General features: G+C 46.6%; 22 protein-coding genes and 2 tRNA genes. 15 read left to right on the top strand and 9 right to left on the bottom strand.

Going from position 1 to position 24,324, the window contains the following annotated elements; genetic code table 11:
• Positions 1-5 precede the first annotated feature (5 nt).
• From F0316_RS03955 to F0316_RS03990, 8 genes are all read left to right on the top strand, one after another.
• Positions 6-758, top strand: coding sequence for a heme ABC transporter permease (locus F0316_RS03955; RefSeq protein WP_000266111.1), 753 nt, complete (start codon positions 6-8; stop codon positions 756-758).
• Entirely contained in the window at positions 758-964 is a 207-nt protein-coding gene (ccmD, locus tag F0316_RS03960) for a heme exporter protein CcmD (protein WP_000545344.1), read from the top strand. Before F0316_RS03955 ends, ccmD begins: the two co-directional genes overlap by 1 nt.
• Entirely contained in the window at positions 961-1,443 is a 483-nt protein-coding gene (gene ccmE / locus F0316_RS03965) for a cytochrome c maturation protein CcmE (protein ID WP_001069621.1), read from the top strand. Before ccmD ends, ccmE begins: the two co-directional genes overlap by 4 nt.
• Entirely contained in the window at positions 1,440-3,395 is a 1,956-nt protein-coding gene (locus tag F0316_RS03970) for a heme lyase CcmF/NrfE family subunit (protein WP_149560227.1), read from the top strand. Before ccmE ends, F0316_RS03970 begins: the two co-directional genes overlap by 4 nt.
• Positions 3,396-3,950 (top strand): DsbE family thiol:disulfide interchange protein, encoded by a 555-nt coding sequence (locus F0316_RS03975; RefSeq protein WP_001035062.1) that lies wholly within the window; start codon positions 3,396-3,398, stop codon positions 3,948-3,950.
• 29 nt (positions 3,951-3,979) lie between these two features.
• Positions 3,980-4,423, top strand: a complete 444-nt coding sequence (locus tag F0316_RS03980; protein WP_002053208.1) for a cytochrome c-type biogenesis protein — start codon at positions 3,980-3,982, stop codon at positions 4,421-4,423.
• Between the two features lie 2 nt (positions 4,424-4,425).
• The gene (gene ccmI / locus F0316_RS03985; protein WP_057567925.1) at positions 4,426-5,640 is read left to right on the top strand and encodes a c-type cytochrome biogenesis protein CcmI; all 1,215 of its coding nucleotides are present in this window, start codon (positions 4,426-4,428) and stop codon (positions 5,638-5,640) included.
• A gap of 67 nt (positions 5,641-5,707) precedes the next feature.
• A complete protein-coding gene (locus tag F0316_RS03990) occupies positions 5,708-6,454 on the top strand; it encodes an MlaA family lipoprotein (RefSeq protein WP_000233065.1) in 747 nt (248 codons plus the stop codon).
• Positions 6,455-6,466: 12 nt separating this feature from the next.
• On the opposite strand, the gene F0316_RS03995 is transcribed toward F0316_RS03990, so the two are convergent.
• The 3 genes from F0316_RS03995 to sodB all read right to left on the bottom strand — a co-directional run bounded on the left by F0316_RS03995 (position 6,467) and on the right by sodB (position 8,711).
• On the bottom strand, positions 6,467-7,090 hold the full coding sequence (locus tag F0316_RS03995; RefSeq protein ID WP_233447423.1) for an SDR family oxidoreductase: 624 nt from the start codon (positions 7,088-7,090) through the stop codon (positions 6,467-6,469).
• A 418-nt stretch (positions 7,091-7,508) separates the two neighbouring features.
• Positions 7,509-8,012 (bottom strand): VC2046/SO_2500 family protein, encoded by a 504-nt coding sequence (locus tag F0316_RS04000; RefSeq protein WP_001196007.1) that lies wholly within the window; start codon positions 8,010-8,012, stop codon positions 7,509-7,511.
• Between the two features lie 114 nt (positions 8,013-8,126).
• Positions 8,127-8,711, bottom strand: coding sequence for a superoxide dismutase [Fe] (gene sodB, locus F0316_RS04005; RefSeq protein ID WP_000863548.1), 585 nt, complete (start codon positions 8,709-8,711; stop codon positions 8,127-8,129).
• 251 nt (positions 8,712-8,962) lie between these two features.
• Here sodB and F0316_RS04010 point away from each other — a divergent pair, with 251 nt between their 5' ends.
• The 3 genes from F0316_RS04010 to F0316_RS04020 all read left to right on the top strand — a co-directional run bounded on the left by F0316_RS04010 (position 8,963) and on the right by F0316_RS04020 (position 12,264).
• Complete coding sequence (locus F0316_RS04010; protein ID WP_000447541.1) at positions 8,963-9,295, top strand: Grx4 family monothiol glutaredoxin; 333 nt, start codon at positions 8,963-8,965, stop codon at positions 9,293-9,295.
• An 84-nt stretch (positions 9,296-9,379) separates the two neighbouring features.
• Positions 9,380-11,323, top strand: coding sequence for a DNA topoisomerase III (locus tag F0316_RS04015; RefSeq protein WP_149560229.1), 1,944 nt, complete (start codon positions 9,380-9,382; stop codon positions 11,321-11,323).
• A gap of 20 nt (positions 11,324-11,343) precedes the next feature.
• Complete coding sequence (locus F0316_RS04020) at positions 11,344-12,264, top strand: histone deacetylase family protein (RefSeq protein WP_114733015.1); 921 nt, start codon at positions 11,344-11,346, stop codon at positions 12,262-12,264.
• Positions 12,265-12,326: 62 nt separating this feature from the next.
• Here F0316_RS04020 and F0316_RS04025 read toward each other — a convergent pair.
• The 4 genes from F0316_RS04025 to F0316_RS04040 all read right to left on the bottom strand — a co-directional run bounded on the left by F0316_RS04025 (position 12,327) and on the right by F0316_RS04040 (position 14,774).
• A tRNA-Ser gene (locus F0316_RS04025) sits at positions 12,327-12,417 on the bottom strand.
• A 164-nt stretch (positions 12,418-12,581) separates the two neighbouring features.
• Positions 12,582-12,658, bottom strand: a tRNA-Pro gene (locus tag F0316_RS04030).
• Between the two features lie 63 nt (positions 12,659-12,721).
• Positions 12,722-14,524 carry a DUF3413 domain-containing protein gene (locus F0316_RS04035; protein WP_000228449.1) on the bottom strand — a complete coding sequence of 601 codons (1,803 nt, stop codon included), beginning with the start codon at positions 14,522-14,524 and terminating at the stop codon, positions 12,722-12,724.
• 34 nt (positions 14,525-14,558) lie between these two features.
• Positions 14,559-14,774, bottom strand: coding sequence for a YejL family protein (locus F0316_RS04040; protein ID WP_001123168.1), 216 nt, complete (start codon positions 14,772-14,774; stop codon positions 14,559-14,561).
• Positions 14,775-14,858: 84 nt separating this feature from the next.
• On the opposite strand from F0316_RS04040, the gene yejK reads away from it, so the two are divergent.
• Together yejK and F0316_RS04050 are read left to right on the top strand one after the other, a co-directional pair.
• The gene (yejK, locus tag F0316_RS04045) at positions 14,859-15,860 is read left to right on the top strand and encodes a nucleoid-associated protein YejK (RefSeq protein WP_001891948.1); all 1,002 of its coding nucleotides are present in this window, start codon (positions 14,859-14,861) and stop codon (positions 15,858-15,860) included.
• A 162-nt stretch (positions 15,861-16,022) separates the two neighbouring features.
• On the top strand, positions 16,023-17,228 hold the full coding sequence (locus F0316_RS04050; protein ID WP_001891949.1) for an Hpt domain-containing protein: 1,206 nt from the start codon (positions 16,023-16,025) through the stop codon (positions 17,226-17,228).
• A 34-nt stretch (positions 17,229-17,262) separates the two neighbouring features.
• Here F0316_RS04050 and nhaC read toward each other — a convergent pair whose 3' ends face one another.
• On the bottom strand, positions 17,263-18,708 hold the full coding sequence (gene nhaC, locus F0316_RS04055) for a Na+/H+ antiporter NhaC (RefSeq protein WP_000938463.1): 1,446 nt from the start codon (positions 18,706-18,708) through the stop codon (positions 17,263-17,265).
• Between the two features lie 424 nt (positions 18,709-19,132).
• Here nhaC and asd point away from each other — a divergent pair, with 424 nt between their 5' ends.
• Entirely contained in the window at positions 19,133-20,245 is a 1,113-nt protein-coding gene (gene asd / locus F0316_RS04060; protein ID WP_001263690.1) for an aspartate-semialdehyde dehydrogenase, read from the top strand.
• Between the two features lie 89 nt (positions 20,246-20,334).
• On the opposite strand, the gene F0316_RS04065 is transcribed toward asd, so the two are convergent.
• A complete protein-coding gene (locus tag F0316_RS04065) occupies positions 20,335-20,973 on the bottom strand; it encodes a YchE family NAAT transporter (RefSeq protein ID WP_001190428.1) in 639 nt (212 codons plus the stop codon).
• A gap of 627 nt (positions 20,974-21,600) precedes the next feature.
• On the opposite strand from F0316_RS04065, the gene adhE reads away from it, so the two are divergent.
• Positions 21,601-24,285 (top strand): bifunctional acetaldehyde-CoA/alcohol dehydrogenase, encoded by a 2,685-nt coding sequence (adhE, locus tag F0316_RS04070; RefSeq protein WP_001145580.1) that lies wholly within the window; start codon positions 21,601-21,603, stop codon positions 24,283-24,285.
• Positions 24,286-24,324 lie beyond the last annotated feature (39 nt).

A 24,324-nucleotide genomic window follows, 5' to 3' on the forward strand; every position in this document is an offset into this window, starting at 1 on the left:
TAAACATGTGGAAATGGCTTCATCCCTATGCCAAACCTGATGCCGCTTACCAGCTGTGTGGTAAGTTGTTGCCTTGGTTTGCCAGTTTAGGATTCCTGTTTCTTGCGGTAGGAACGGTGCTCGGTTTGGCCTATGCACCTGCGGATTACCAACAAGGAGACAGTTTTCGAATCATCTATATCCATGTTCCCGCAGCGATATGGTCGATGGGCGTTTACATGTCGATGGCCATCGCCGCATTTATCGGGATAGTCTGGCAACTGCGCATTTCGGATATGGCCGCGTTAGCCATGGCACCCATCGGCGCGGTGTACACTTTTATTGCCCTTATCACTGGTGCTATTTGGGGCAAACCGATGTGGGGAGCATGGTGGGTGTGGGATGCGCGTCTCACCTCTGAGCTTGTTCTGCTGTTTCTCTATTTAGGGGTTATTGCGCTTTATCATGCGTTTGATGACCAAAAAACTGCGGCAAAAGCGGCGGGCATATTAGCCATCGTCGGAGTGATTAACCTGCCTATCATTCACTTCTCCGTTGAGTGGTGGAACACCTTGCACCAAGGTGCCACGATCACTAAGTTTGCCAAACCATCGATCGCACCAGAAATGTTATGGCCACTGCTCGCTTGTATCTTGGGTTTTGCGTTCTTTTTTGCCGCATTGACCATGATCCGCTTACGCAATGAAATTTTGAGCCGAGAAAGCCATCGTCCTTGGGTGAATGAGCTTGCCAACCAAACCGTGCGAGGAAATCGGTAATGCATTTTGACTCTTTCAGTGATTTTTTAGCGATGGGCGGTTATGCCGCTTACGTTTGGAGTGCTTTCGGTTTGACTTATCTTTCCATGGCGATGTTGTGGATCGTCAGCGTTCGACGTAAAACCAAGCTACTCAACCAAGTGCGCGATAAATTGGCGCGTCAGGCGCGTATTGATGCTGCGAAACATATGGAGAACACACTATGAACCCAAGACGTAAAAAGCGGCTCGGTGTTGTTTTGGCCATTCTATTTGGCCTTAGCGCGACCATTGGGCTCATCATCTATGCCTTGAATCAGAATATGGATCTCTTCTATACCCCGACTGAGCTCGTGTATGGTAAAGAGGGGAAAAAGCCGGAAATCGGCCAGCGGTTACGTATTGGCGGTATGGTGGTGGAAGGTTCGGTAAAACGTGATCCGAACTCATTGAAAGTCAGTTTTGATCTGCACGATGTGGGACCAAGTATTACCGTGACCTATGACGGTATTTTGCCCGATCTGTTCCGAGAAGGTCAGGGTATCGTAGCACAAGGGGTGTTAGTGGAGCCGACCAAAATTGAAGCGTTTGAAGTGCTGGCAAAGCATGATGAAAACTATATGCCACCAGAAATTGCAGAGGCGATGAAAAAGACCCACGCTCCACTGCAATACTCGCAAGAACAGAAACAAGGAAGCGCCCAATGATTGCTGAAATTGGCCACTTTGCACTGATTGTATCGCTCAGCTTAGCGATATTACTCAGTGTGCTGCCATTGGTTGGGGCGTCTCGCAACAACACACTATTGATGAACACGGCTCGCCCTTTGTCATGGGGTATGTTCTTTTTGCTGTCGATCTCGTTTGCGGTTTTGCTGTGGGCGTTCTATATCAATGATTTTACAGTGCAATATGTGGCAAGTAACTCCAATAGTGAGCTGCCTTGGTACTATCGCCTCACTGCTGTATGGGGCGCGCATGAAGGTTCATTACTGCTTTGGGTGCTTATCCAAGCGGCTTGGACTGTGGCTGTCGCGAGTTTTAGCCGCGGTATGCCACAAGAATCGGTAGCGCGTGTGCTTGCGGTGATGGGGATGATTACTGTTGGGTTCTTACTCTTCATCATTCTGACGTCTAACCCGTTTTTACGCACCTTGCCTTATTTTCCGATTGACGGCCGTGATTTAAATCCGCTGCTGCAAGACCCCGGGTTAATCATTCACCCGCCTATGTTGTACATGGGGTATGTGGGATTCTCAGTCGCCTTCTCGTTTGCGATTGCTTCTTTGATGACAGGCCGTCTCGATACGGCATGGGCACGTTGGTCACGACCTTGGACAACGGCCGCTTGGCTCTTTTTGACGCTGGGTATCGTACTGGGTTCATGGTGGGCTTACTACGAACTTGGCTGGGGCGGTTGGTGGTTCTGGGATCCAGTGGAAAACGCCTCTTTCATGCCTTGGCTTGCCGGAACAGCGCTGATGCACTCATTAGCGGTGACTGAAAAACGCGGCACGTTCAAAGCGTGGACGGTACTGCTGGCGATTTCTGCATTCTCGTTGAGCCTATTGGGCACCTTCTTAGTGCGCTCAGGCATCTTGGTTTCGGTGCATGCTTTCGCCTCCGATCCGGCGCGCGGTATGTTCATTCTCGGCTTCTTGATTGCGGTGATTGGTGGTTCACTACTGCTATTTGCGATCAAAGGCGCTTCAGTACGAGTGCGTGGTAATTTTGAGCTGGTATCTCGTGAAAACAGCTTATTGGTAAACAACGTGCTGCTGATGACCGCACTCGCGGTGGTACTGATTGGTACCTTGTTGCCTTTAGTGCACAAACAACTGGGTCTTGGTTCCGTCTCTATCGGTGCGCCTTTCTTTAATATGCTGTTTGCCTGGCTGATGATTCCTTTTGCATTTTTTATGGGAATTGGCCCACTGATCCGCTGGAAGCGCGATCAAATCTCCACACTCTTTAAACCTATGCTCATCACAGCGATGGCATCGTTAGTGTTGGCAGCATTGATGATGTGGCTGAATGCTCCGACGTTTAGCCCAATGGCTTATCTTGGTTGGGTCATGGCGTGGTGGATCTTACTGTTACACGCTTATGAACTGCACACGCGAGCGACTCATCGTCACCGCTTCATGGTTGGGGTGAAGAAACTGCAACGTAGCCACTGGGCGATGATGCTTGGTCATGTTGGTTTAGCGGTGAGCATCATTGGTATTGCTATGGTGCAAAACTACAGCATTGAACGTGATGTGCGTTTGGCTCCGGGAGATAACTTCCAACTTAATGAGTACAACTTTTACTTCCAAGGTGTGCGTGATAAAGATGGACCGAACTACGATGGCTACATTGCTGATTTTGAAATCACTAGCCAAGGCCAATATGTCAATACATTGCATGCAGAGAAACGTTTTTATCGCACCGCAAAGTCAATGATGACCGAAGCGGCGATCGACCGTGGCATTACGCGTGACCTTTACATTGCGATGGGTGAGCGTTTTGATGATAACCGCTCTTGGGCTGTACGTATTTATTACAAACCTTATGTGCGCTGGATTTGGGCTGGCGGCTTGCTGATGGCCATCGGTGGTGCCTTAGCCATCAGTGACAAGCGTTACCGCTTTAGAAAAAACGCACATCAGGAGGCTTAAGTGAATAAGAAGATTTTATTTATCCCGCTAGTGGCGTTTTTGCTGTTGGCTGGTGTGTTTGCTACCCAGTTAATGAAAAACTCCGCAGGGGATGACCCAACCAAGTTGGAATCGGTTTTGGTGGGAAAAACCGTTCCTGAGTTTCGTCTCGAAGATCTGGCAGAGCCCGGTAAGTTATACGATCAGTCGATTTTCAAAGGTGAGCCTTTACTGCTCAATGTGTGGGCGACCTGGTGTCCAACTTGTTATGCCGAGCATCAATATCTCAATGATTTGGCCAAACAAGGAGTAAAAATCATCGGTCTTAATTATAAAGATCAGCGAGATAAAGCAACTCAATGGCTAAATGATTTAGGCAATCCTTACCTGATCAGCTTGTTTGATGGCAATGGTATGTTGGGGCTGGATCTTGGGGTCTACGGCGCTCCAGAAACCTTCTTAATCGATGCCAATGGCGTGATTCGCTATCGTCATGTTGGGGATGTTAATTCGCGCAACTGGCAAGAAACACTCGCGCCACTGTATGAAAAAATGCTGGCGGAGGCGAAACAATGAAAAAGTGGTTGTTTGCGGTCTGTGCCGCCATGCTGATTTCTCTCTCGGCGTTTGCAACGATTGAAGTGTATGACTTTGATACCCCAGAGCAGGAGAAACAATTTCAAGAATTGGGGGCGACCTTGCGCTGCCCGAAATGTCAAAACAACACGATTGCCGACTCAAACGCTGAGTTGGCACAAGATCTGCGCCAAAAAGTGTATGAGATGACCAAAGAGGGTAAATCGAAATCGGAAATCGTCGACTACATGATTGCGCGTTATGGCAATTTTGTGACCTACAATCCGCCATTTACCTTAGGTACCGCTGTTCTTTGGCTTGGGCCTATTTCAGTGCTAGTGATTGGTTTCACTGTGATTGTGTTACGCAGTCGTCGTAAAGCACGTGATGCTGCGAATAATGTCGAGTGGAATGAAGAGCAAGAAGCCCGTTTGAAAGCATTGCTAAAAGAAGAGCAAGAGGGAGAGAAGTAATCATGTGGATGTTTTGGATCTCGACCCTATTACTGGTGGCGATTGCGGTGGTTTTCGTCATCATTCCGTTTATTCAAAAGCGTGCGAATAACGATCAGGCCTTGCGCGATGAGCTGAATAAAGCGTTTTACAAAGACCGCTTGAAAGAGCTTGAAGAGGAAACCGAAGAAGGCATTGTTGCCGATCAACAAGATTTGATTGCCGACTTAAAACAGACTCTGCTTGACGACATTCCAACCCAGCAAAAACATCAGCAGGAAAATCGTGTTTCACTGTGGATGGTTGCACTGCCTTCAGTGTTGTTGGTGGTCGGATTGAGTTATGCGCTGTACGCCAAGTTTGGTCACTATCAGCATGTTCAGGCTTGGCAGCAAGTGTCAGCACAACTGCCTGAATTGTCAAAAAAACTCATGTCGCCACAAGCGGAACTCAGTGACGAAGAGATGAATGATTTGACGTTGGCACTGCGCACTCGACTGCATTATCAGCCTGATGATGTTACCGGTTGGTTGTTGCTGGGTCGGATTGGCCTTGCTAATCGCGATCTGGAAACCGCGATTGGCGCGATGAAGAAAGCTTTTGCTCTGGATAATCAAGATCCGGATGTGAAATTTGGTTACGCACAAGCTTTGATGCTTTCGAATGATCCTGTCGACCAGCAAGAAGCGAAGTCGATTCTGCTCAAGTTAGCCCAACGTGGTTATGCTGATTTACGCGTCTATTCATTATTGGCGTTTGATGCTTTTGAAAGTGGAGATTTTCCTGCTGCAATCAAGTACTGGAGTTTGATGCAACAAGCGATTGGTCCTGACGATGCTCGTTATGAGATGCTCAGCCGCAGTATTGAAAGCGCTCGTAAGAGAATGGGCGAGGGCATGGCAGAGGGGCAATCGGTGAAAGTCACCATTAATCTAGGCGAGCAGGTTAAGGTTGATCCTAACGCAGTGTTGATCGTATCTATCCATGCTCCCGGTTCGCCAATGCCTGTTGCTGCAGCCCGTTATCCGCTAGGTGAGTTTCCAAGAACCGTGGTGTTGGATGACAATAACAGCATGATGGAAGGATCAAAATTGTCCAGTCTTGAGTCGTATGTGGTACGCGTGCGTATCGACAGCGATGGTAATGTGGCGACGAAAAGCGGTGACTGGTATGCCGAAAGTCCCACAATGAAAACAGGTGAGCCTGTTGACGTTGTGCTTGATAAGCAGTATGAATAAAATCAGCTGAAAAATAATATAACAATAAGGCCGATGGGATCATCGGCCTTTGCACATGGAATTACGTATGGTTGGCCGCTTATCTTGGATTACGCTATTCACACTTTTTTTAGTTGGGTGCAGCAGTGCACCTGATGACTCCTCCCCTCATTCGCAGGTGAACGATCCTCTGGAAAGTTTCAACCGGCAAATGTGGATAATTAACTATGACTACCTAGATCCTTATGTGGTGCGCCCGGTCTCTCTATTTTATGTCGGTTATGTACCTAAGCCTGTACGCAGTGGCATTGCCAACTTCCTCTCTAACTTAGACGAGCCTGCCAGCATGGTGAATAACCTGCTGATGGGCAATGGGACAAAAGCGGTCGATCACTTTAATCGTTTTTGGATTAATACCAGCTTTGGTTTACTCGGTTTGATTGATATCGCTTCTGAAGCCGGCATCAAAAAATACGATGATAAGGCGTTTAGTGATGCGGTAGGCCATTACGGTGTGGGCAATGGCCCCTATTTAATGGTGCCAGGTTATGGCCCCTATACGGTACGCGAAGTGACCGATGTAGTGGATGGCATGTATTTCCCGCTTGCCTATCTCAATATCTGGGCTGGGATAGGCAAATGGGCACTTGAAGGCATGGAAACGCGCGCTGCGTTAGTCTCGCAAGAGGCCTTATTACAAGACTCGCCTGATCCTTACAGTTTGGCTCGCGATGCTTATCTTCAACGGCAAGCTTTCAAAGCGGAGATCCAAGTGGATGACTATGACCCTGAGGAAGAAGAGTATCTCGATGAGTATTTAAATGAAGGGTTATGATCGCCTCTGAAATCAGGCTGACATAACTCTGCCGCTAAAGTATTCATTGGAAACAATATACTCTGTATTACGGATCAGCTCTTCCCGCATTTCTGACCAGTGTACGATTTCATCGTTGGCGCTAGCGATTTGAAGGACAACTCCCCCCACTCGAATATTAAACGGGGTAAGCTCTTGAGCCCAGCTCTGAGTAAACCCCGATACCATCGAATTGGCACTCACAATACCGGATCTATCTTGTACTGTGTTGTAACACACCACATTGACGATGACCCCTTTGGTTTGCCGTTGGCGCATCCTAACAGAGCAAGCATGACTGAAGTTAAACAGTGAAGACGCAATAGCCGCGAGCTGCTGAATAAACTGCTCGCTAGGTTTTTCATCGACCAGTGACGGCAATGGCGCAGACGGTAAGTTATTGATCAGCACATCGGGCGCACGCTCAAATTTTTGCTCGACCATATCAAGCAGCGTCTCAATACTTTCTGGGGAAAAATCCTTGAGATGAAAGTAGGCAACTTGATCTGAGAGTGCATGACAGCGCCAATAGGTATCGACTAATCCTTGTTGATCGCGATCGCAGAGGATTACTTTGGCTCCTAACTTCACAAAATGTGTTGCCAGTGTGCTACCCAAGGCTGAGCTTGCAGAAGTAATTAATATTATTGCACTTTTTATGTCCATGAGTGCCACCTTACCTTATTTTTATCTGCCTTTTTAACCGTGAGGTTTCGTAGGGGGTTTGGACAGCATGGTTGATTACATGTGTATACAGTGTGAATAAGTTCAAATAACTTTGGATTAACCAAACTGAAACTTAATACTTTGCATCCATTCACAAAAAATATTAAACAGAATCCTTGTTTGCAGTATGCCTTATGTATATCCCCTTCCTACTTGAAACTCAGGGGGCTAGGTTGGCTTCCCAAGTGTAGAGTCACTCTATGCACATAGTGCTACCTAGTGGCCGCTTACCTGCAACTCACTGTAGTTTGGACATAGAGCGAATGGCTTTCTTGCAGAGGAGAAGAAAGGCGAGAACAGAAGGTCAAGATTAACTAGCAGTACGTAATTGATCTTGGCGATAGGCGGTGGCGAGACGATGATAAAAGTCTTTTGCCAATAGCGTCGAGGGTTGCTTATCTGCGAGGTGACGCCGTTCGTGCCCTGAGAGGTTCAAGTACACCTCTTCAGGCAAACCTTGAGTATCCTGTGGACGATAAGTAAGCACTTCCGGTGTGAGATAGTGGCTGAGCTTTGCACTGGCCATGCCACCTTGATGAAAGAGTGCGGCTTGTCTGGCGGAGATTTGATAGGAGCTCTCATCATTTTCTAGGCGTTGAGGCTCTGCGAGTTCAAAACGCTGACGCAATACTTGTTCCGTTGTCGGTGGAACCTCAATTTTATCTACTGGTGTATTATCACGGACATCATTAGAGAACAGGGCCAAGAGTAAGGCAAAGTCGGCACGACGCCCATGCGTCACTGCTTGGCTAATTCCTTGGCCAAAATGCAGTTCGCTAATGACACCGGCTTTATCTAATGTATGGACTTGCATGACACTCTCCCCTTGATGTCCATATAACGGCACTAGAGCAGAAAACTTGAGGTGAACAAATGAAAAAAGCCTGCAAAATTGCAGGCTTATGACGATTTATTAAGCAGTGTCAGCTTATTTTGCTAGGTTCTGAGCAACGAAGTCCCAGTTAACCAGAGCCCAGAAACCATTCATGTAATCTGGACGTACGTTACGGTAGTCGATGTAGTACGCGTGTTCCCACAGGTCAACCGTCAGCAGAGGGGTTACACCTTCTTCAGTCAGCGGTGTTGCTGCGTTTGAAGTGTTAGTGATTGCCAGAGTGCCGTCCGCTTTTTTCACCAACCAAGTCCAAGATGAACCGAAGTTGTTGATGGCTGAATCAGTAAATTTTGCTTTGAAGTCAGCAAAAGAACCGAATGCTGCATTGATTGCTTCAGCAACTGCGCCAGTTGGCTCGCCACCACCGTTTGGTGACAGGCAGTGCCAGTAGAAAGTGTGGTTCCAAACCTGCGCAGCGTTGTTGAAAATACCGCCAGTTGAGGTCTTGATGATCTCTTCTAGTGATTTGTTTTCAAACTCAGTACCTGGGATCAGACCGTTCAGTTTTACCACATAAGTGTTGTGGTGCTTACCGTGGTGGAAATCCAGAGTTTCTGCTGAGATGTGTGGTTCCAGTGCGTCTTTCGCATAAGGAAGAGCGGGTAATTCAAATGCCATTGCTCGATTCTCCGTTGAGTTTAAAGAGTGGATTCTCTTTATGTCATTGCTTCCAGTGTATTATTTTCTTCGTCGTTACGACTGACTTGCCAAGTATTTTAGCAACTTTTTACTTTATTAAAAGCCTGAAGGCAGAAAAAGATCCAGCAACGCCAAGTCGAGCGTATATCCATATTGAGAATATGCTTTTTATTCTCGGTTATTCCTTTAGAATGTGCCCATATTTGATGACATCCATTAACGAGGAAGCGATGGAAACTATTGACAAAATCAAACAGCAAATCGCCGAGAACCCGATTCTGCTTTATATGAAAGGCTCACCGAAACTGCCAAGCTGTGGTTTCTCTTCGCAAGCCGCACAAGCTCTGATGGCTTGTGGTGAGAAGTTTGCTTATGTAGATATCCTACAAAACCCAGACATCCGTGCAGAGTTGCCGGTTTACGCGCAGTGGCCAACGTTTCCACAACTGTGGATTGAAGGTGAGCTGATTGGCGGTTGTGACATCATGCTGGAAATGTTCCAAAAGGGTGAACTGCAAACTCTGGTAAAAGAAGCGGCTGCTCGCTCAGCAAGCCAAGAGTAATACTGGTTAAATTTACAGTTTTTCTTGATTTCATAAGGCCACATTGAGTAATGTGGCCTTAATTTTATCTCGTCAGCGATTTCCATGACCCGGTTATTTATTGCAGAAAAACCTAGCCTTGCGCGAGCGATTGCCGATGCACTACCCAAGCCTCATAAAAAAGAACAAGGGTGTATTCGCTGCGCTAATGGCGATATCGTGACTTGGTGTATTGGTCACCTTCTCGAACAAGTCGAGCCAGACGCTTATGATGAGCGCTACAAAAAGTGGAATATGGCGGATTTGCCTATCATTCCACAACAGTGGCAACTGCGCCCAAGAAAATCCTCCTCTCAACAGCTCACCGTCGTTCGTAAGCTACTCAAAGAAGCAACGCAGATTATCCATGCCGGAGACCCCGATCGCGAAGGGCAACTGTTGGTGGATGAGGTGATCGATTATTGCAAAGTGCCGAAGAGCAAAAAAGAAACCGTGCAGCGCCTTTTGATCAGTGATTTAAACCTTTCGGCAGTCAAGCGTGCCTTACAAGGCTTGCGCAGTAATCGAGAGTTTATTCCACTCTCTGTTTCGGCTTTAGCGCGTTCACGCGCTGACTGGCTGTATGGTATGAATATGTCTCGAGCTTATACCCTGCTTGGGAAAAAAGCCGGTTATCAAGGCGTGCTCTCCGTAGGGCGAGTACAGACGCCAGTACTGGGTTTAGTGGTGCGACGGGATGAAGAGATCGAGCATTTTATCTCGCATGATTATTTTACTCTTGATGCTTTAATTCCATACCAAAATGGCACCGAACACTTCGACATACGTGCCCGTTGGAAACCAAGTGAGGCCTGCTTACCTTGGCAAGATGAAGAAGGGCGGATCATTAACCGTAAATTGGTGGACAATGTCGCCAGTCGCATTGCGAATCAGCCCGCGACTGTGACTGAATCAGAGCAAGATCAAACCAAGCAAGCAGCACCTTTGCCCTATTCACTTTCAGCGCTGCAAATTGATGCGGCAAAACGGTATAACTTCAGCGCACAACAAGTGTTGGATCTGTGCCAGTCTCTTTATGAAAAGCATAAATTGATCACTTATCCGCGATCTGATTGCCGATACTTACCGAAAGAGCATTTAGCTCAGGCTCCCGACGTGGTAGCGGCGATTGCCAACAATGCGCAAGAGATGGTCACCGCAGTGAATGATGCGGATTTATCACTACGCTCCAAAGCATGGAATGACAGTAAAGTCGACGCGCACCACGCCATCATTCCAACGCCGAAGAAAGCGTCGGTTAATGCGCTGTCAGGGCATGAAATGAAAGTGTATCAACTGATTGCGCGTCAGTACCTTATGCAATTTTATCCTGCGGCGATTTATGCAGAAGCCAAACTGGTCTTTAACATCGCTGGCGGTATTTTTATTGCCAAAGGGCGTCAACTGCTCAGTGCTGGATGGAAAGTGTTGACCGGTCAGCAAGATGAGCAAGAAGAGGGCGTGGATAAAGTGCCTCCTTTGCCTGTTGGCACCGTACTGCAGTGTCGAGAAGGGGACATAAAACAGAGACAAACCGAGCCGCCACGCCATTTTACGGAAGCTACATTACTGCAGGCGATGACGGGGATTGCCCGTTTCGTGGCCGATAAAGAGCTGAAAAAAATTCTGCGTGAGACGGATGGTTTAGGCACTGAAGCCACACGAGCAGGGATCTTGGATACCTTGTTTAAGCGTGGATTGCTGCAGCGTGATAACAAGCTCATTAAAAGCACGCCAGCTGGCCGAGGTTTGATTCATGCGTTACCCAGTGAAGCCACCTATCCCGATATGACGGCACATTGGGAACATCAACTGCAAGCGATCGCGGAAAAGGGGCAAGCTTATCAACCCTTTATGCAGACTCTACAAGGCCGCCTCGAGCAGTTAATTGAGCAAGTTCAGGTCGCACCGGTTCCTGTATCATTGCAAGCTTTGCCAGCGGTGAGTAAACCTGCCTTTAAGCGCGCACACCGTGCACCAAAGAGTAAATCCAGAACGTATCAAGCTTAATAAACCCAGAGCAGAGTAAAATGATCCCACTGATTTACCATCCTATTTATTCACAACTGGATTTGCCTGTGGGGCATCGTTATCCGATCAATAAGTATCGCCTGCTTTACGAAGAGATTTTGTGTCAAAGAGAGCAAAGTGAAGCATGGCAAGCGAGCTTCGAGTTTCATACCCCCATTGCGGCCGAGCTTTCACGCATCACGCCATTGCATGACCCAGATTATGTGCAAGCTTTGCTCGAGGGGACGTTGCCTGCGGCTAAGATGCGTCGAATCGGATTTCCTTGGAGCAAACCACTGATTGAGCGTACTTTGCACTCGGTGGGAGGAACCTGCCTCACGGTTGAGCAAGCGTTGCAATCAGGGGTGGCAATTCATCTGAGTGGTGGTTATCACCATGCTCACGCCGATTTTGGTAGCGGTTTCTGTCTGTTCAATGATCTGGCGATAGCCGCGCACTTCGCACTCTCTTTGCCTAGTGTTGATAAAGTTCTGATCATTGACAGTGATGTACATCATGGTGACGGTACAGCAACCTTGTGTGCGGAACGTGACGATATCATTACGCTCTCTTTTCACTGTGATAAGAATTTTCCGGCGCGTAAGCCTGCCTCTAGTATGGATGTCGGATTTGCTAACCAGACGGGCGATGAAGAGTTTTTGTCCACCTTCATCCAAGTGGTGGAAATGGCGGTCAATCTCCATCAACCTGATCTGATCCTCTATGACGCCGGTGTGGATATTCATAACGATGATGAGTTAGGTTATTTATCCATTTCACAGGCCGCTATCGCGCAACGAGATCGTTTTATGTTAGGTTTGGCAAAGCAGGAGAGCATTCCAATCGCTTGTGTCATAGGTGGTGGGTATCGTAAAGACCACGCGGCACTCGTGCCATTGCATCTTGAGTTACTGAAAGCGGCGTTAAGCGCAGGATATTGAAGTGACATTGTGGAGATACGTAAAAGCAAAAAGCCGCTGAATTATCAGCGGCTTTTCTAATGTGGCGGAGAGATAGGGATTTGAACCCTAGGATAGCTATTAACCATCGCCGGTTTTCAAGACCGGTGCTTTCAACCACTCAGCCATCTCTCCGTTATGGGGCGCATAATATCGACCCTAAGTTCGATTGTAAAGCCCTGAAAATACTGTTTGCTTTAATTATGTACACTTGGCCGCTATTTTTATGACTAAGTGCTATTTTAGACATTAAATAAAACGGAAAAGGGGAGTTTCTAAGAAACTCCCCTTTAGGTGTATGGTCGGACTGAGAGGATTTGAACCTCCGACCCCCGACACCCCATGACGGTGCGCTACCAAGCTGCGCTACAGTCCGATGCGCGTAATCTAATGACTTTTACTAGATGCGTCAACCCTGAACCGACTTAAAATAATGAATTTAATTATCTTTTGCGTAAAAACGCTGCAATTCGGTCAAACCTTGCATTAATACAGGCAGTGTTGGGTTGGTTTCTTTAAGACGTTGGTAATCGCCATCGTAGACTTTGAAATTACCAAACTTATCTAAAACCGTAGTTTGTGTATCTGTAATCAAGGCGAGCTCACGAGCATCGCCCGCCAAAATCCATTTGCGCTTACTTTCGTTAAACAGATTTTTACCGCTGCTGTAGTCAACCGGATTAGAGGAAACACCGAGCAAATCTTGCATAAGTGTTACCGAGAAATCGAGATGACTAGAGCGATGAGCATAGGTTCCTGCCACTTTGCCAGGCCAATGAATAACCATAGGGACTTGCAGTTGGTAGCGACTGTAGTTGGTGTTTGAACCCCAAGTATTGGTTTTGGTTTCATTAAACTCCGTGCCATGATTGGAGGTGATCACTACCACAGTGTTATCCATAAGTTTCAACGAGTTCAGTTGTTCAAGAACGGTGTTGATGACTTGGTCGGCTTGGGTCACGGACAGGTTGTATGCACTGCGTAAACGATCCTCCGCTGACTCTTGAGCACTACTGAGTTCTGAAAACTCTTCTACGGTCGTCAGTTCTAAATAACTAAACCAAGGCTGTTTTTGACCGACATTTAGCCATTCTGCCCAGCGTTGTACCGCTTGTTCATCTGGGCTGCTCTCATCGTTCGTAACAGCAATCGCCTCTATCGGTAAAGAGCGGAACATGGTTTCTTTATAGAGTGGATCTGCAAAGTTGTTGCCGCTAAATAAGCCAAACTGATAGTCATTTTTCTTCATCACATCAATCAGTAGCGGCGCATTGCCTTGCACTCGCACACTGCTGGCATAGGTACTCGGTAAGCCGTAAAACAGACCAAATAAGCCAAACATATCGTTGCTTGAACTGTAATGATTGGTGAAATTGAGATTCTCATTCGCAAACTGATAAGTATTTGGCATGAGTTCAGGGGTCAGGGCATCTGCACGCAAATTATTGATGCTGACTATCAGCACGTTCAAATTATTGGCTCTACGACTGAACTCTAACGGTTCGAGTGGGTAAATCAGACCGTCAATATCACTATTCTGTTCGGCAAGGCGCTTGCTGTACTCTTCTTTATCGAGCAAGCCGTGCTTTTCCATAAAGGATTTTGCCGTCATTGGATAAGAGAGCGGGAAATTCGCTCGCTGACTGGTGACCGGGGAATAGAGATATGCATCCGACCACACATAAATCAGATGGCTGGCGATGAAACTGAAGAAAAAGACGGCCGCTAGAGGTCGCCCGATGCGTTTGTGTGACAGTTTACGCTGCTTGCGCCAAACCCATTCTGATAAACCGAGCTCAAGGAGAAAAATGAGGGGCAGTACCACAAACAAATGCTGCAAATCCGCACTGACGCTGCTGGTTTCATCGCTGAATAGCAGTTCCCACACCACTGGATTAAGGTGCAGATTAATAATTTGGTAGGCCTGAGTATCAATCAGTAAAACAGTGAGGCCTAACGTCGAGAAGCATACGGCCAAAAAGCGGAATAAGCTTCTCGATGGAATAATGAAAGTAAGTGGAAAAAGCACTAATAGGTAGAGTGCGAAAACCAAAAAGCCGAAATGTCCAACCCAAGACAGCGCAAGGTAGAGCTGCCCAAGCAAGGTTTCTGGCCAGGGTGATTGAGAGATATATCGTGTGCCAATCAACATGGCAGCGATGATATTAAAGAAGGCAAACCAGTGCCCCCAACCTACTAAACGAGATACCCGATCGCCGTATGTATTTCCGCTATCTACCATGTGCTTTTTCTATTTATGGGTTAAATGGGTCAATTTAGCTTTGCAAAGACGACACTAATGCTTGCGCGAATTTTTCAGCAATCACTTTACGTTGTGCAGCAGCAACATTTTGATTGATGACATTCGTTGCGATGTTGCCAACCACCATTAAGGTGAGCTCTGGCGAAGCATTATGTTTATTTAGTACCGCAGCAATTTCAGTCAGAATGGATTCAACGTGTTCGTCACTGTATTTAGATGTAATAGGCATATTGACTCTGATGATGATAGTAAAAGCGGCTTATGATAACCTACTATGCCTGACAACTGAAACCAGAACGATGATTATTTCACTATGAGCCTATTCCTTTCTAACGTGATTTTGCACCAACTCCGTAAAAATGATAACGATGAATTGGTGGTGAATTATCGCGCCGAATCTCTTCGCAATGATACGTCAACTGAAAACTTAGTCGCTGAGTTACATCGTGTTTTTAATGCAAAAGCCGGGAAAGGTTTCGGTTGCTTTAAGTCAGACAGTGAATTCCAGCTTTGGTTGCAAGAGATGCGTCGTGGAACCTTGCCATTCTATGAGTTTTCACAGCAAAGCGCTCAGCGCCTAAAAAATGAGTTAGCCAAGTATCCTTTTGCTGATGAAGGGATCTTAGTGATGGCTGAATATCAATCTTTGGCGACGGATCATCTCTTTATTGGTCTACTGCCTCTCAATCAAAGTTTGAAAGTGACAGAAGGGCTCGACATCAGTGCGACCGACTATCTAGACATCAACAAAATGGATATTGTGGCGCGTATTGATCTTTCGAGCTATGAAACCGACAAAGAGTCCAAACGTTACCTGAGTTACATCAAAGGTCGTGTTGGTCGTAAAGTGGCAGACTTCTTTTTGGACTTTCTACAGGCGGATATTGGCTTAGACACCAAACAGCAAAACCAAGTGTTGATGCAGGCGGTGGAAGACTTCTGTGCTGACGCGAAATTCGAAAAAGAGGAAGTGATCAGTTACAAAAAGCAGGTGTATGAGTACTGTAACGATCAAATCAAAGCGGGGGATGAAGTCAGAGTGCAAGAGCTCTCCGGCGAGCTACCTCCGAGTAATGAGGGCGTAAACTTCTTCGATTTCACCCGTGAACAAGGCTATCAGTTAGAAGAGAGTTTTCCTGCCGATCGTTCAACGGTTCGTAAGCTAACCAAATACGTAGGTGCGGGTGGCGGCTTAAACTTGAGTTTTGATAGCTTGTTGCTCGGCGAGCGAGTGTTTTACGATCCAGAAACCGATACGCTGACGATTAAAGGCACTCCACCTAATTTGCGTGATCAGTTAACTCGCCTACGTTAAACATCAGCCCGACGATCATGAGATAAGTCGGTAGGTTTCATTGAGTTCATTGAAAAAGAGAGCGATCACGCTCTCTTTTTTGTACGCAATTTATTGTGTGCACCATCAAGAGTCAAAATAGGGTATATGCTTGATCTGAAGTTCTAAACAGGATGATTAGGCATGACACAGACTTTATTGAATCAAGGTGTTAGGAAGAAAGTCGTGATGGCTATTTTCGCGGCTTGGAGTTTGGTCGCCGCTTTGGTGTTGTGGCAATTCTCCTTGATCTCTTCCTCCTCACGCAGTCTCGATGAACTCACCAATCGTTTGATGCATTTTCGTGAGACGCTCTATTTTGCGCAGCCCTATCGAGCCAATCAAGCTCCTAATTTGGAGCTTGAGCTGTCATTAGTCTTAGCTTTACGCATGCAGATTGAAGCTGAACAGTCGAGGATATGGATTCGGCGAGATGTGCAGCAGCTCTTGTACCAAACCGATCGATTTGTTGAACAAGCGCGGGCGTTTTTAACCATTGAGCTGCATCCAACGGAGTTGGCTGAGCGCTTTCGTGAAAGTCGTCAGCGTGTGCATGCCGATCCTCAGTTATTGTCAGCGTATTTCCAGTTAGGCGCGTTTAGCTTTGAAGCGTTGTTTGCGGATAATAGAAACAGTCCTGAAATCTATCGAAGTTTAGATCGTATTTTGCAAGATTCTTTAACCTTGCCCAGTCGTGAACAAGAATCGCTGCAAGTTGCTTTGGCACAAGTTTCTCGCTTACTGACGCAATACGCCGAAGGCGATAACCTCGTCGGAAAATTGCTCAATCATGCTGTCTATGAAGAGGCGAGTATGCTTGAAGAGGAGTATCACCATCAGCTCTGGATCATGATGGTGATTCTGGTTGGGGCTAGCTCGATAGCGATGCTCTGTTTTATCGTATTGCCATCCCGTCCCCAGTTTTTGCCTCGATCTGCTTCAAACCAAGAAAATACAAAATTTCACGAGCTAGGTGGCATGAGTCATCAAGTCAATATCGCTCTGGTAGAGCAAACGCTGAATGGCGACTTTGAAGCCGTTCGGCAGCTACTCAAAGTTTTTTTGGAAGATCATAAAAATGATGATGAGCAGATCCGTTCGCTGTTACTCAGTAATCCTGAAGCCGCGCAGCGACATTGTCATAGCCTAAAAAGTGTTGCGGCAAGTCTTGGTGCTGAGCGATTAAAGCAGGTCGCTGCTGAAATAGAGAGTCATTTGCGAGCGGGGCAGCTCCCAAGTGAAAGAGCCTTGGATAATCTTTCTGCTTATCTGGCTGAAACTGTGCGTGAGGCAGAGTGGCATGTATCGCGATTGCCTTCGGATAAATTATCAATAAAAAGAGCGCCTTAGCGCTCTTTAAAAGATAACAAGTGATGGAACGTTGTTATGCAGAAGCCGGTGCTTTCTGGATTTCCTCTGCCGTCACTTCTTGTTCATTCATGGCCTGTGTGGGTTCACATTTATCGACAAACCAACCACAGTAAGATGTGATGATAGTGACGAGAATACACACGAAACTTAACCACATAAACGGTGCATAAGAGAGAGTCGCCACACCCAAAATGCTCGCCATATAGATGCCGTTATCACTCCAAGGCACCATGCCAGAGGTCAGTGTACCGCCGAATTCTGCGTTACGAGACAAGTTCTTACGTTGATAGCCTAAACGATCGTAGTTCTTGGCACAGATTTTTGGGGTCAGGATCAGTGATACATACATCGCAGAACCAAATACGTTCCCCATAAAGGCGGTACCGATAGTGCTGGTCGCTAGCGAACCTGGGCTAGTCACTCGGCGCTCGAACAGTTTGGCGATGGTTTCTAGCACGCCGACTCTATCAAGCAGACCACCAAAACCAAGACCGAAGACGATAACCGCAACCGATCCGAGCATGGATGACATACCGCCACGGTTAAGAATTGCATCAATAAAGCTTACGCCAGATTCAATATTGTAAGGTGCCCATGCGGTGTTGAACGCTTGAAGGAAATCGACATCTTGGATCATCACAGCCCAAACGATACCGAGCAATGAACCAAAGCTGATCACTGGGAAAGAAGGCATACGCATTGCCAACAAACCAAGCACAATCAACACAGGCACGAAAGAATAAGGCGTGATGTAGAACTGCTGTTCCATCGCGGCAATGACCGTCTCTACTTGTGACATATCGACGTTGCCAGCGTAATGGAAACCAAACAGAGTAAACAGAATGCCAGTGATCACATAGCTGATCAGAGCAATCGGTAACATGCCTTTAATGTGTTCCATCACTTCAACGTTAGACATCGAAGAGGCTAAGATCACAGAGTCAGACAGGGGAGACATCTTATCGCCGAAGTAACAGCCTGACAGCACAGCACCAGCAGTGATAGGCGCTGGAATACCAAGGCCTTGTCCAATCCCCATCATGGCAATACCGGCTGTACCTGCCGCACCCCAAGAGGTTCCCGTTGCCAGAGCAGTCAATGAACAAATCACCATAGTGGCTAATAAAAAGATAGAAGGGTGAATTGCTTTTAGACCGTAATAGATGATGGTTGGCACAATACCGCCGGAAATCCACGTTCCGACAAGAGCACCGACCGCCAATAAGATCAGCACTGCGCCTAAACCATTTGAAATGCCATTTAGGGCAGCATTTTCTAAGTCTTTGTATTTATGTCCTAGGCGAATACCTAACGTCATGATCACGAACCAGCCAATATATAGAGCTAGTTGGATCGGTAAATCCAGTTTTGCGGTAAATGAAAACGCTAACAGCAAAAATAGGCCAAGCGAGACGATTACTTGAGTCAAACTTGGCAGGCGTTGTTGGGCTTGTAACATACTAAGAGCCTCTTATCCAATCGTTAGTAAGGAGTCAGGATATCCTTATTGAGTCGAGGTGCACTTTACCGTAGTTAAAATAATATATCGACATTAAAGCTCTTTGTTGTGATTTATATCGTTCAAGTGGTTAATTTGTAGCATTTGCTGTTTATTTTTTGAGTAATAAATGAAAGCAAATCTTTTGTGAGGTGAGTTTTTTGTGTTACAAGAAATGAGTTTTTTGGTAAAAATCTGACGTCAATACTCTAACTTGGTTAAAAAGTGAGAGTTTTAAGATGCTTGCCGTAAAAAAGCGAATAACCCCGAGAGAAGGATAAGAAAAAGTTGTCAGATTTGCTAAGAAAGGCTTGAGATTTCAGGCTGAACCACTTATAGATGGAGCCAGTGATTTGACATTGGATCTACACGGAGAGTAAGGGAAATGAGAGTAGGTTTAGTAGGTTGGCGTGGCATGGTCGGTTCTGTCCTCATGCAACGCATGGTAGAAGAGCGCGATTTTGATCTGATTGAACCGGTTTTCTTCAGTACATCGCAAATTGGTGTTCCTGCCCCTAATTTTGGTAAAGATGCAGGCATGTTGCACGATGCGTTCGACATTGAGAGCCTCAAGCAGCTTGATGCTGTCATTACCTGCCAAGGCGGTAGTTATACCGAAAAGGTCTACCCAGCACTGCGTCAAGCGGGTTGGAAAGGTTACTGGATCGATGCTGCATCGACATTGCGTATGGATAAAGAGGCGATCATCACTCTGGATCCCGTTAACCTTAAACAAATTCTGCATGGTATTCATCACGGTACAAAAACCTTTGTCGGTGGTAACTGTACTGTGAGCTTGATGTTAATGGCACTTGGTGGCCTGTATGAGCGTGGCTTGGTGGAATGGATGAGCGCTATGACTTACCAAGCAGCATCCGGAGCGGGCGCACAAAATATGCGTGAGCTGATTTCACAAATGGGTGTGATTAATGATGCCGTCAGCTCAGAGCTTGCCAATCCTGCCAGCTCCATTTTGGATATTGATAAGAAAGTGGCTGAAACCATGCGTTCGGGTTCTTTCCCAACCGATAACTTTGGGGTGCCGCTGGCAGGTTCACTGATCCCTTGGATTGACGTGAAACGCGATAATGGCCAAAGCAAAGAAGAGTGGAAAGCGGGTGTAGAAGCCAACAAAATTCTTGGTTTGCAAGATTCTCCAGTACCGATTGATGGTACGTGTGTGCGTATCGGCGCAATGCGTTGCCACTCTCAGGCATTGACCATCAAACTGAAGCAGAACATTCCTCTCGATGAAATCGAGGAGATGATTGCTACTCATAACGATTGGGTCAAAGTGATCCCGAATGAGCGTGACATTACCGCACGTGAACTGACACCCGCTAAAGTAACCGGCACGCTGTCTGTCCCCGTCGGCCGTTTACGCAAAATGGCGATGGGCGATGATTTCCTCAATGCCTTTACGGTTGGCGACCAGCTCTTGTGGGGGGCTGCTGAGCCGCTGCGCCGTACGCTGCGCATCATTTTGGCCGAGAAATAATCGTCTCTCTTGGCGACGCCACATCTCCTAACAAAAAAGCGCCGTTTGGCGCTTTTTTTATCGACGTCTTAAATCGAGTTATTCACGATTTACGCTAAGCCGGGAAACAAGTTACGTAGTCCATTGGCGATAAATTCAATACCGAGCGCACCAAGGATCAGGCCCATGATACGGGTGATTACGTTGATACCGGTTTGTCCGAGCAAGCGGACGATATACGGTGCTGAACGGAAAAGCAGCCAAGAGCAAAAACTGAAGGCGACAACGGTCAAAATGATCCCCAAGGTATCCAGCATATTTGGATAACGTGAGCCATAAACAATCGTTGAACTGATGGCACCAGGTCCGGCCATGAGTGGCATCGCCAGTGGGACAACCGCAATTTGCTCACGGCTGATGTATTCGGATTTTTCCTGTTTATTCTGCTTATCCTCACCGAGCTTACCGCTCATCATCGAAAAGGCGATGCTAAGCAGCAGTAAACCGCCTGCAACACGGAATGAATCGAGAGAAATACTGAAGAGGTCGAGCAGCATTTGACCCGCCAGTAAGGCGATGATCAAGATGATGGCCACGGCGATATTCGCGGTCGCTGCGGTTTTATTTTTCTCTTCCAGCGTCATGTGGCCAGTAAGAGAAACAAATACCGGCATAATGCCTACAGGGTTTACTGCAGCGACAAGGCCGAGAAAAAATTGGAGGAATATAGCAATTTCAAAGCTTTGCATGATGAAGTCTCGTAACCATCATAGGGACGTAAAGAAGCGTGCGTAATGTAAGTTAAAGATAGCAAAAGCACGAATGAAAAAAATTGAGTCGCTATTGATTATTATGTGAGAAAAACTAATTGATGAAGAATTATGCAAAGAGTAAGTGTCATGCTTGTGTCAAGTTTGTTTGCTCATAATGCTGCCTGTTAACATTCGCACATTTTTTGTAAAAACTTAGGCAATGGCTGGTGGTCGTAAGCATAACCGATATACTCTCAGTAGCACGTTAACCCCCCTCTTAAAAGTGGTGGTTGTGTTTAAAAATGAAACTTTTTTACAGGCTGTTGTAGTTTTTTTAGTTTTTGAAAGCTAAGTGCGGTTTTTTTAATCACGAGTGGTTTTTTGTTTAAATCGTTTAATTTCAATTGTTTAATTTATGTTTTTACTCTTGGGTACCACTTGTTAGGTAATTAGTTTTTCATAACTGATCTGAGTCAATTTTTTTCACAGTCTGAAATATTATACTCAGTCGTGAAAGCAATTTACTAAGTCGGTTGTAAGTTAAGTCTTTGAACCACAGTAAAAACGAACTGCAGCACACTTACTAAAGAGTTTTTAACATTTTTTTATTTTAGGAGATTCATTATGCCTGTTACTAATCTGGCTGAACTTGATGCTCTGGTTGCTCGCGTTAAAGCAGCTCAAGCTGAATTTGCTACTTTCTCTCAAGAACAAGTAGACAAAATCTTCCGCGCAGCCTCTCTAGCAGCAAACCAAGCACGTATCCCGTTAGCACAAATGGCGGTAGAAGAATCAGGTATGGGTATTGTTGAAGATAAAGTAATCAAAAACCACTTTGCTTCTGAGTTTATCTACAACAAGTACAAGGACGAAAAAACCTGTGGCATCCTCGAAGAAGATGACAACCTAGGTACTATGACTATCGCTGAGCCTGTTGGCATCATCTGTGGTATCGTCCCAACGACTAACCCAACCTCAACCGCGATCTTCAAATCACTGATTTCTCTGAAGACTCGTAACGGTATCATCTTCTCTCCACACCCACGTGCGAAAAACTCAACCAACGCAGCAGCGAAACTGGTTCTGGATGCCGCAATCGCAGCGGGTGCACCAAAAGACATCATCGGTTGGATTGACCAACCTTCAGTTGAGCTGTCAAATGCTCTGATGAAACACGATGGTATCGCACTGATCCTTGCGACGGGTGGTCCTGGGATGGTGAAAGCGGCTTACTCTTCTGGTAAACCAGCCATCGGTGTAGGTGCAGGTAACGTTCCAGTTGTTATCGATGAAACTGCAGATATCAAACGTGCGGTTGCTTCTATCCTGATGTCTAAAACGTTCGACAACGGTGTCGTGTGTGCTTCTGAGCAAGCGGCTATCGTAGTGAGCGAAGTTTACGACGAAGTGAAAGAGCGTTTCGCAACGCACAAAGCGCACGTCCTGAGCAAAGCGGATGCAGACAAAGTGCGTAAAGTGCTGCTGATTGATGGCGCTCTGAACGCGAAGATCGTAGGTCAACCTGCTGCTGCTATCGCTGAAATGGCAGGCGTAAAAGTACCTGCAGATACTAAAGTGCTGGTGGGTGAAGGTCTGGGCAAAGTCTCTTATGACGATGAATTCGCTCACGAGAAACTGTCTCCAACACTGGGCCTGTTCCGTGCTGACAACTTCGAAGACGCGGTTGCACAAGCAGTAACCATGGTAGAGATCGGCGGTATCGGTCACACCTCAGGTCTGTACACCAACCAAGACGTTAACGCAGACCGTATCCGTTACTTCGGTGACAAACTGAAAACTGCCCGTATTCTTGTCAACATCCCAACCACTCACGGTGGTATCGGTGACCTGTACAACTTCAACGTTGCACCGTCTCTGACTCTGGGTTGTGGTTCTTGGGGTGGTAACTCAATCTCTGAGAACGTAGGTCCTAAGCACCTAATCAACAAGAAAACTGTTGCGAAGCGAGCTGAAAACATGTTGTGGCACAAACTACCTAAGTCTATCTACTTCCGCCGTGGTAGCCTTCCAATCGCCCTGAGCGACCTAGAAGGTAAAAAACGCGCATTCCTAGTTACTGACCGTTTCCTATTCAACAACGGTTATGCAGACGATGTGGTTGCCCTGCTGAAAGCACAAGGCATGGAAGTTCAGACATTCTTCGAAGTAGAAGCGGATCCAACACTGTCTGTCGTAGAAAAAGGCGCTGCAGCAATGCAAAGCTTCCAACCAGATGTGATTCTTGCGCTAGGTGGTGGTTCACCAATGGACGCGGCGAAGATCATGTGGGTAATGTACGAGCACCCAGATACTCACTTTGAAGAACTGGCTATGCGCTTTATGGACATCCGTAAGCGTATCTACAAGTTCCCTAAAATGGGTAAAAAAGCAGAGCTTGTTTGTATCACTACCACTTCAGGTACGGGTTCAGAAGTTACACCATTCGCGGTTGTGACTGACGACAAGACTGGCGCTAAGTACCCACTGGCAGACTACGAACTGACACCACAAATGGCGATCGTAGATGCGAACCTTGTTATGAACATGCCTAAGTCTCTGACTGCTTTCGGTGGTTACGATGCGGTAACTCACGCACTCGAAGCTTATGTATCCGTTCTTGCGAACGAATACTCAGACGGTCAAGCACTACAAGCGCTGAAGATGCTGAAAGAGTACCTACCTTCTAGCTACGCGAATGGTGCGAAAGATCCTATTGCTCGTGAGAAAGTACACAACGCAGCCACTATCGCTGGTATCGCATTCGCGAACGCGTTCTTGGGTGTATGTCACTCAATGGCGCACAAAATCGGTGCTGAGTTCCACCTACCACACGGTTTGGCGAACGCTCTGCTGATTGCTAACGTAGTACGTTACAACGCGAACGACAACCCAACCAAACAAACGGCATTCTCTCAATACGACCGCCCACAAGCACGTCGTCGTTACGCAGAAGTGGCGGACCACTTAGGTCTGAGCCAGCCGGGTGACCGTACTGCACAGAAGATTGAGCGTCTGCTGACTTGGTTGGATGAACTGAAAGTTAACCTAGACATTCCAAAATCAATCCAAGCTGCAGGTGTAGCAGAAGCAGACTTCCTTGCAAAAGTGGATGAGCTAGCGGTTGAAGCGTTTGATGACCAATGTACTGGTGCAAACCCACGCTACCCACTGATCGCTGAGCTGAAAGAAGTTCTGCTGGCTTCTTACTACGGTAAGCCATTCGTTGAAGGTCAAACTTTCGAAGGCACCACTGTTATCGTAAAGAAAGCAGATCAAGAAGCGGCGAAAGCGCCAAAAGCGAAAAAGTAATGTGATTGGTTTTCGCTAGCACGAAACAAATCGGGAAAT

This window comes from Vibrio cholerae, from assembly GCF_008369605.1.
Lineage (GTDB): Bacteria > Pseudomonadota > Gammaproteobacteria > Enterobacterales > Vibrionaceae > Vibrio > Vibrio cholerae.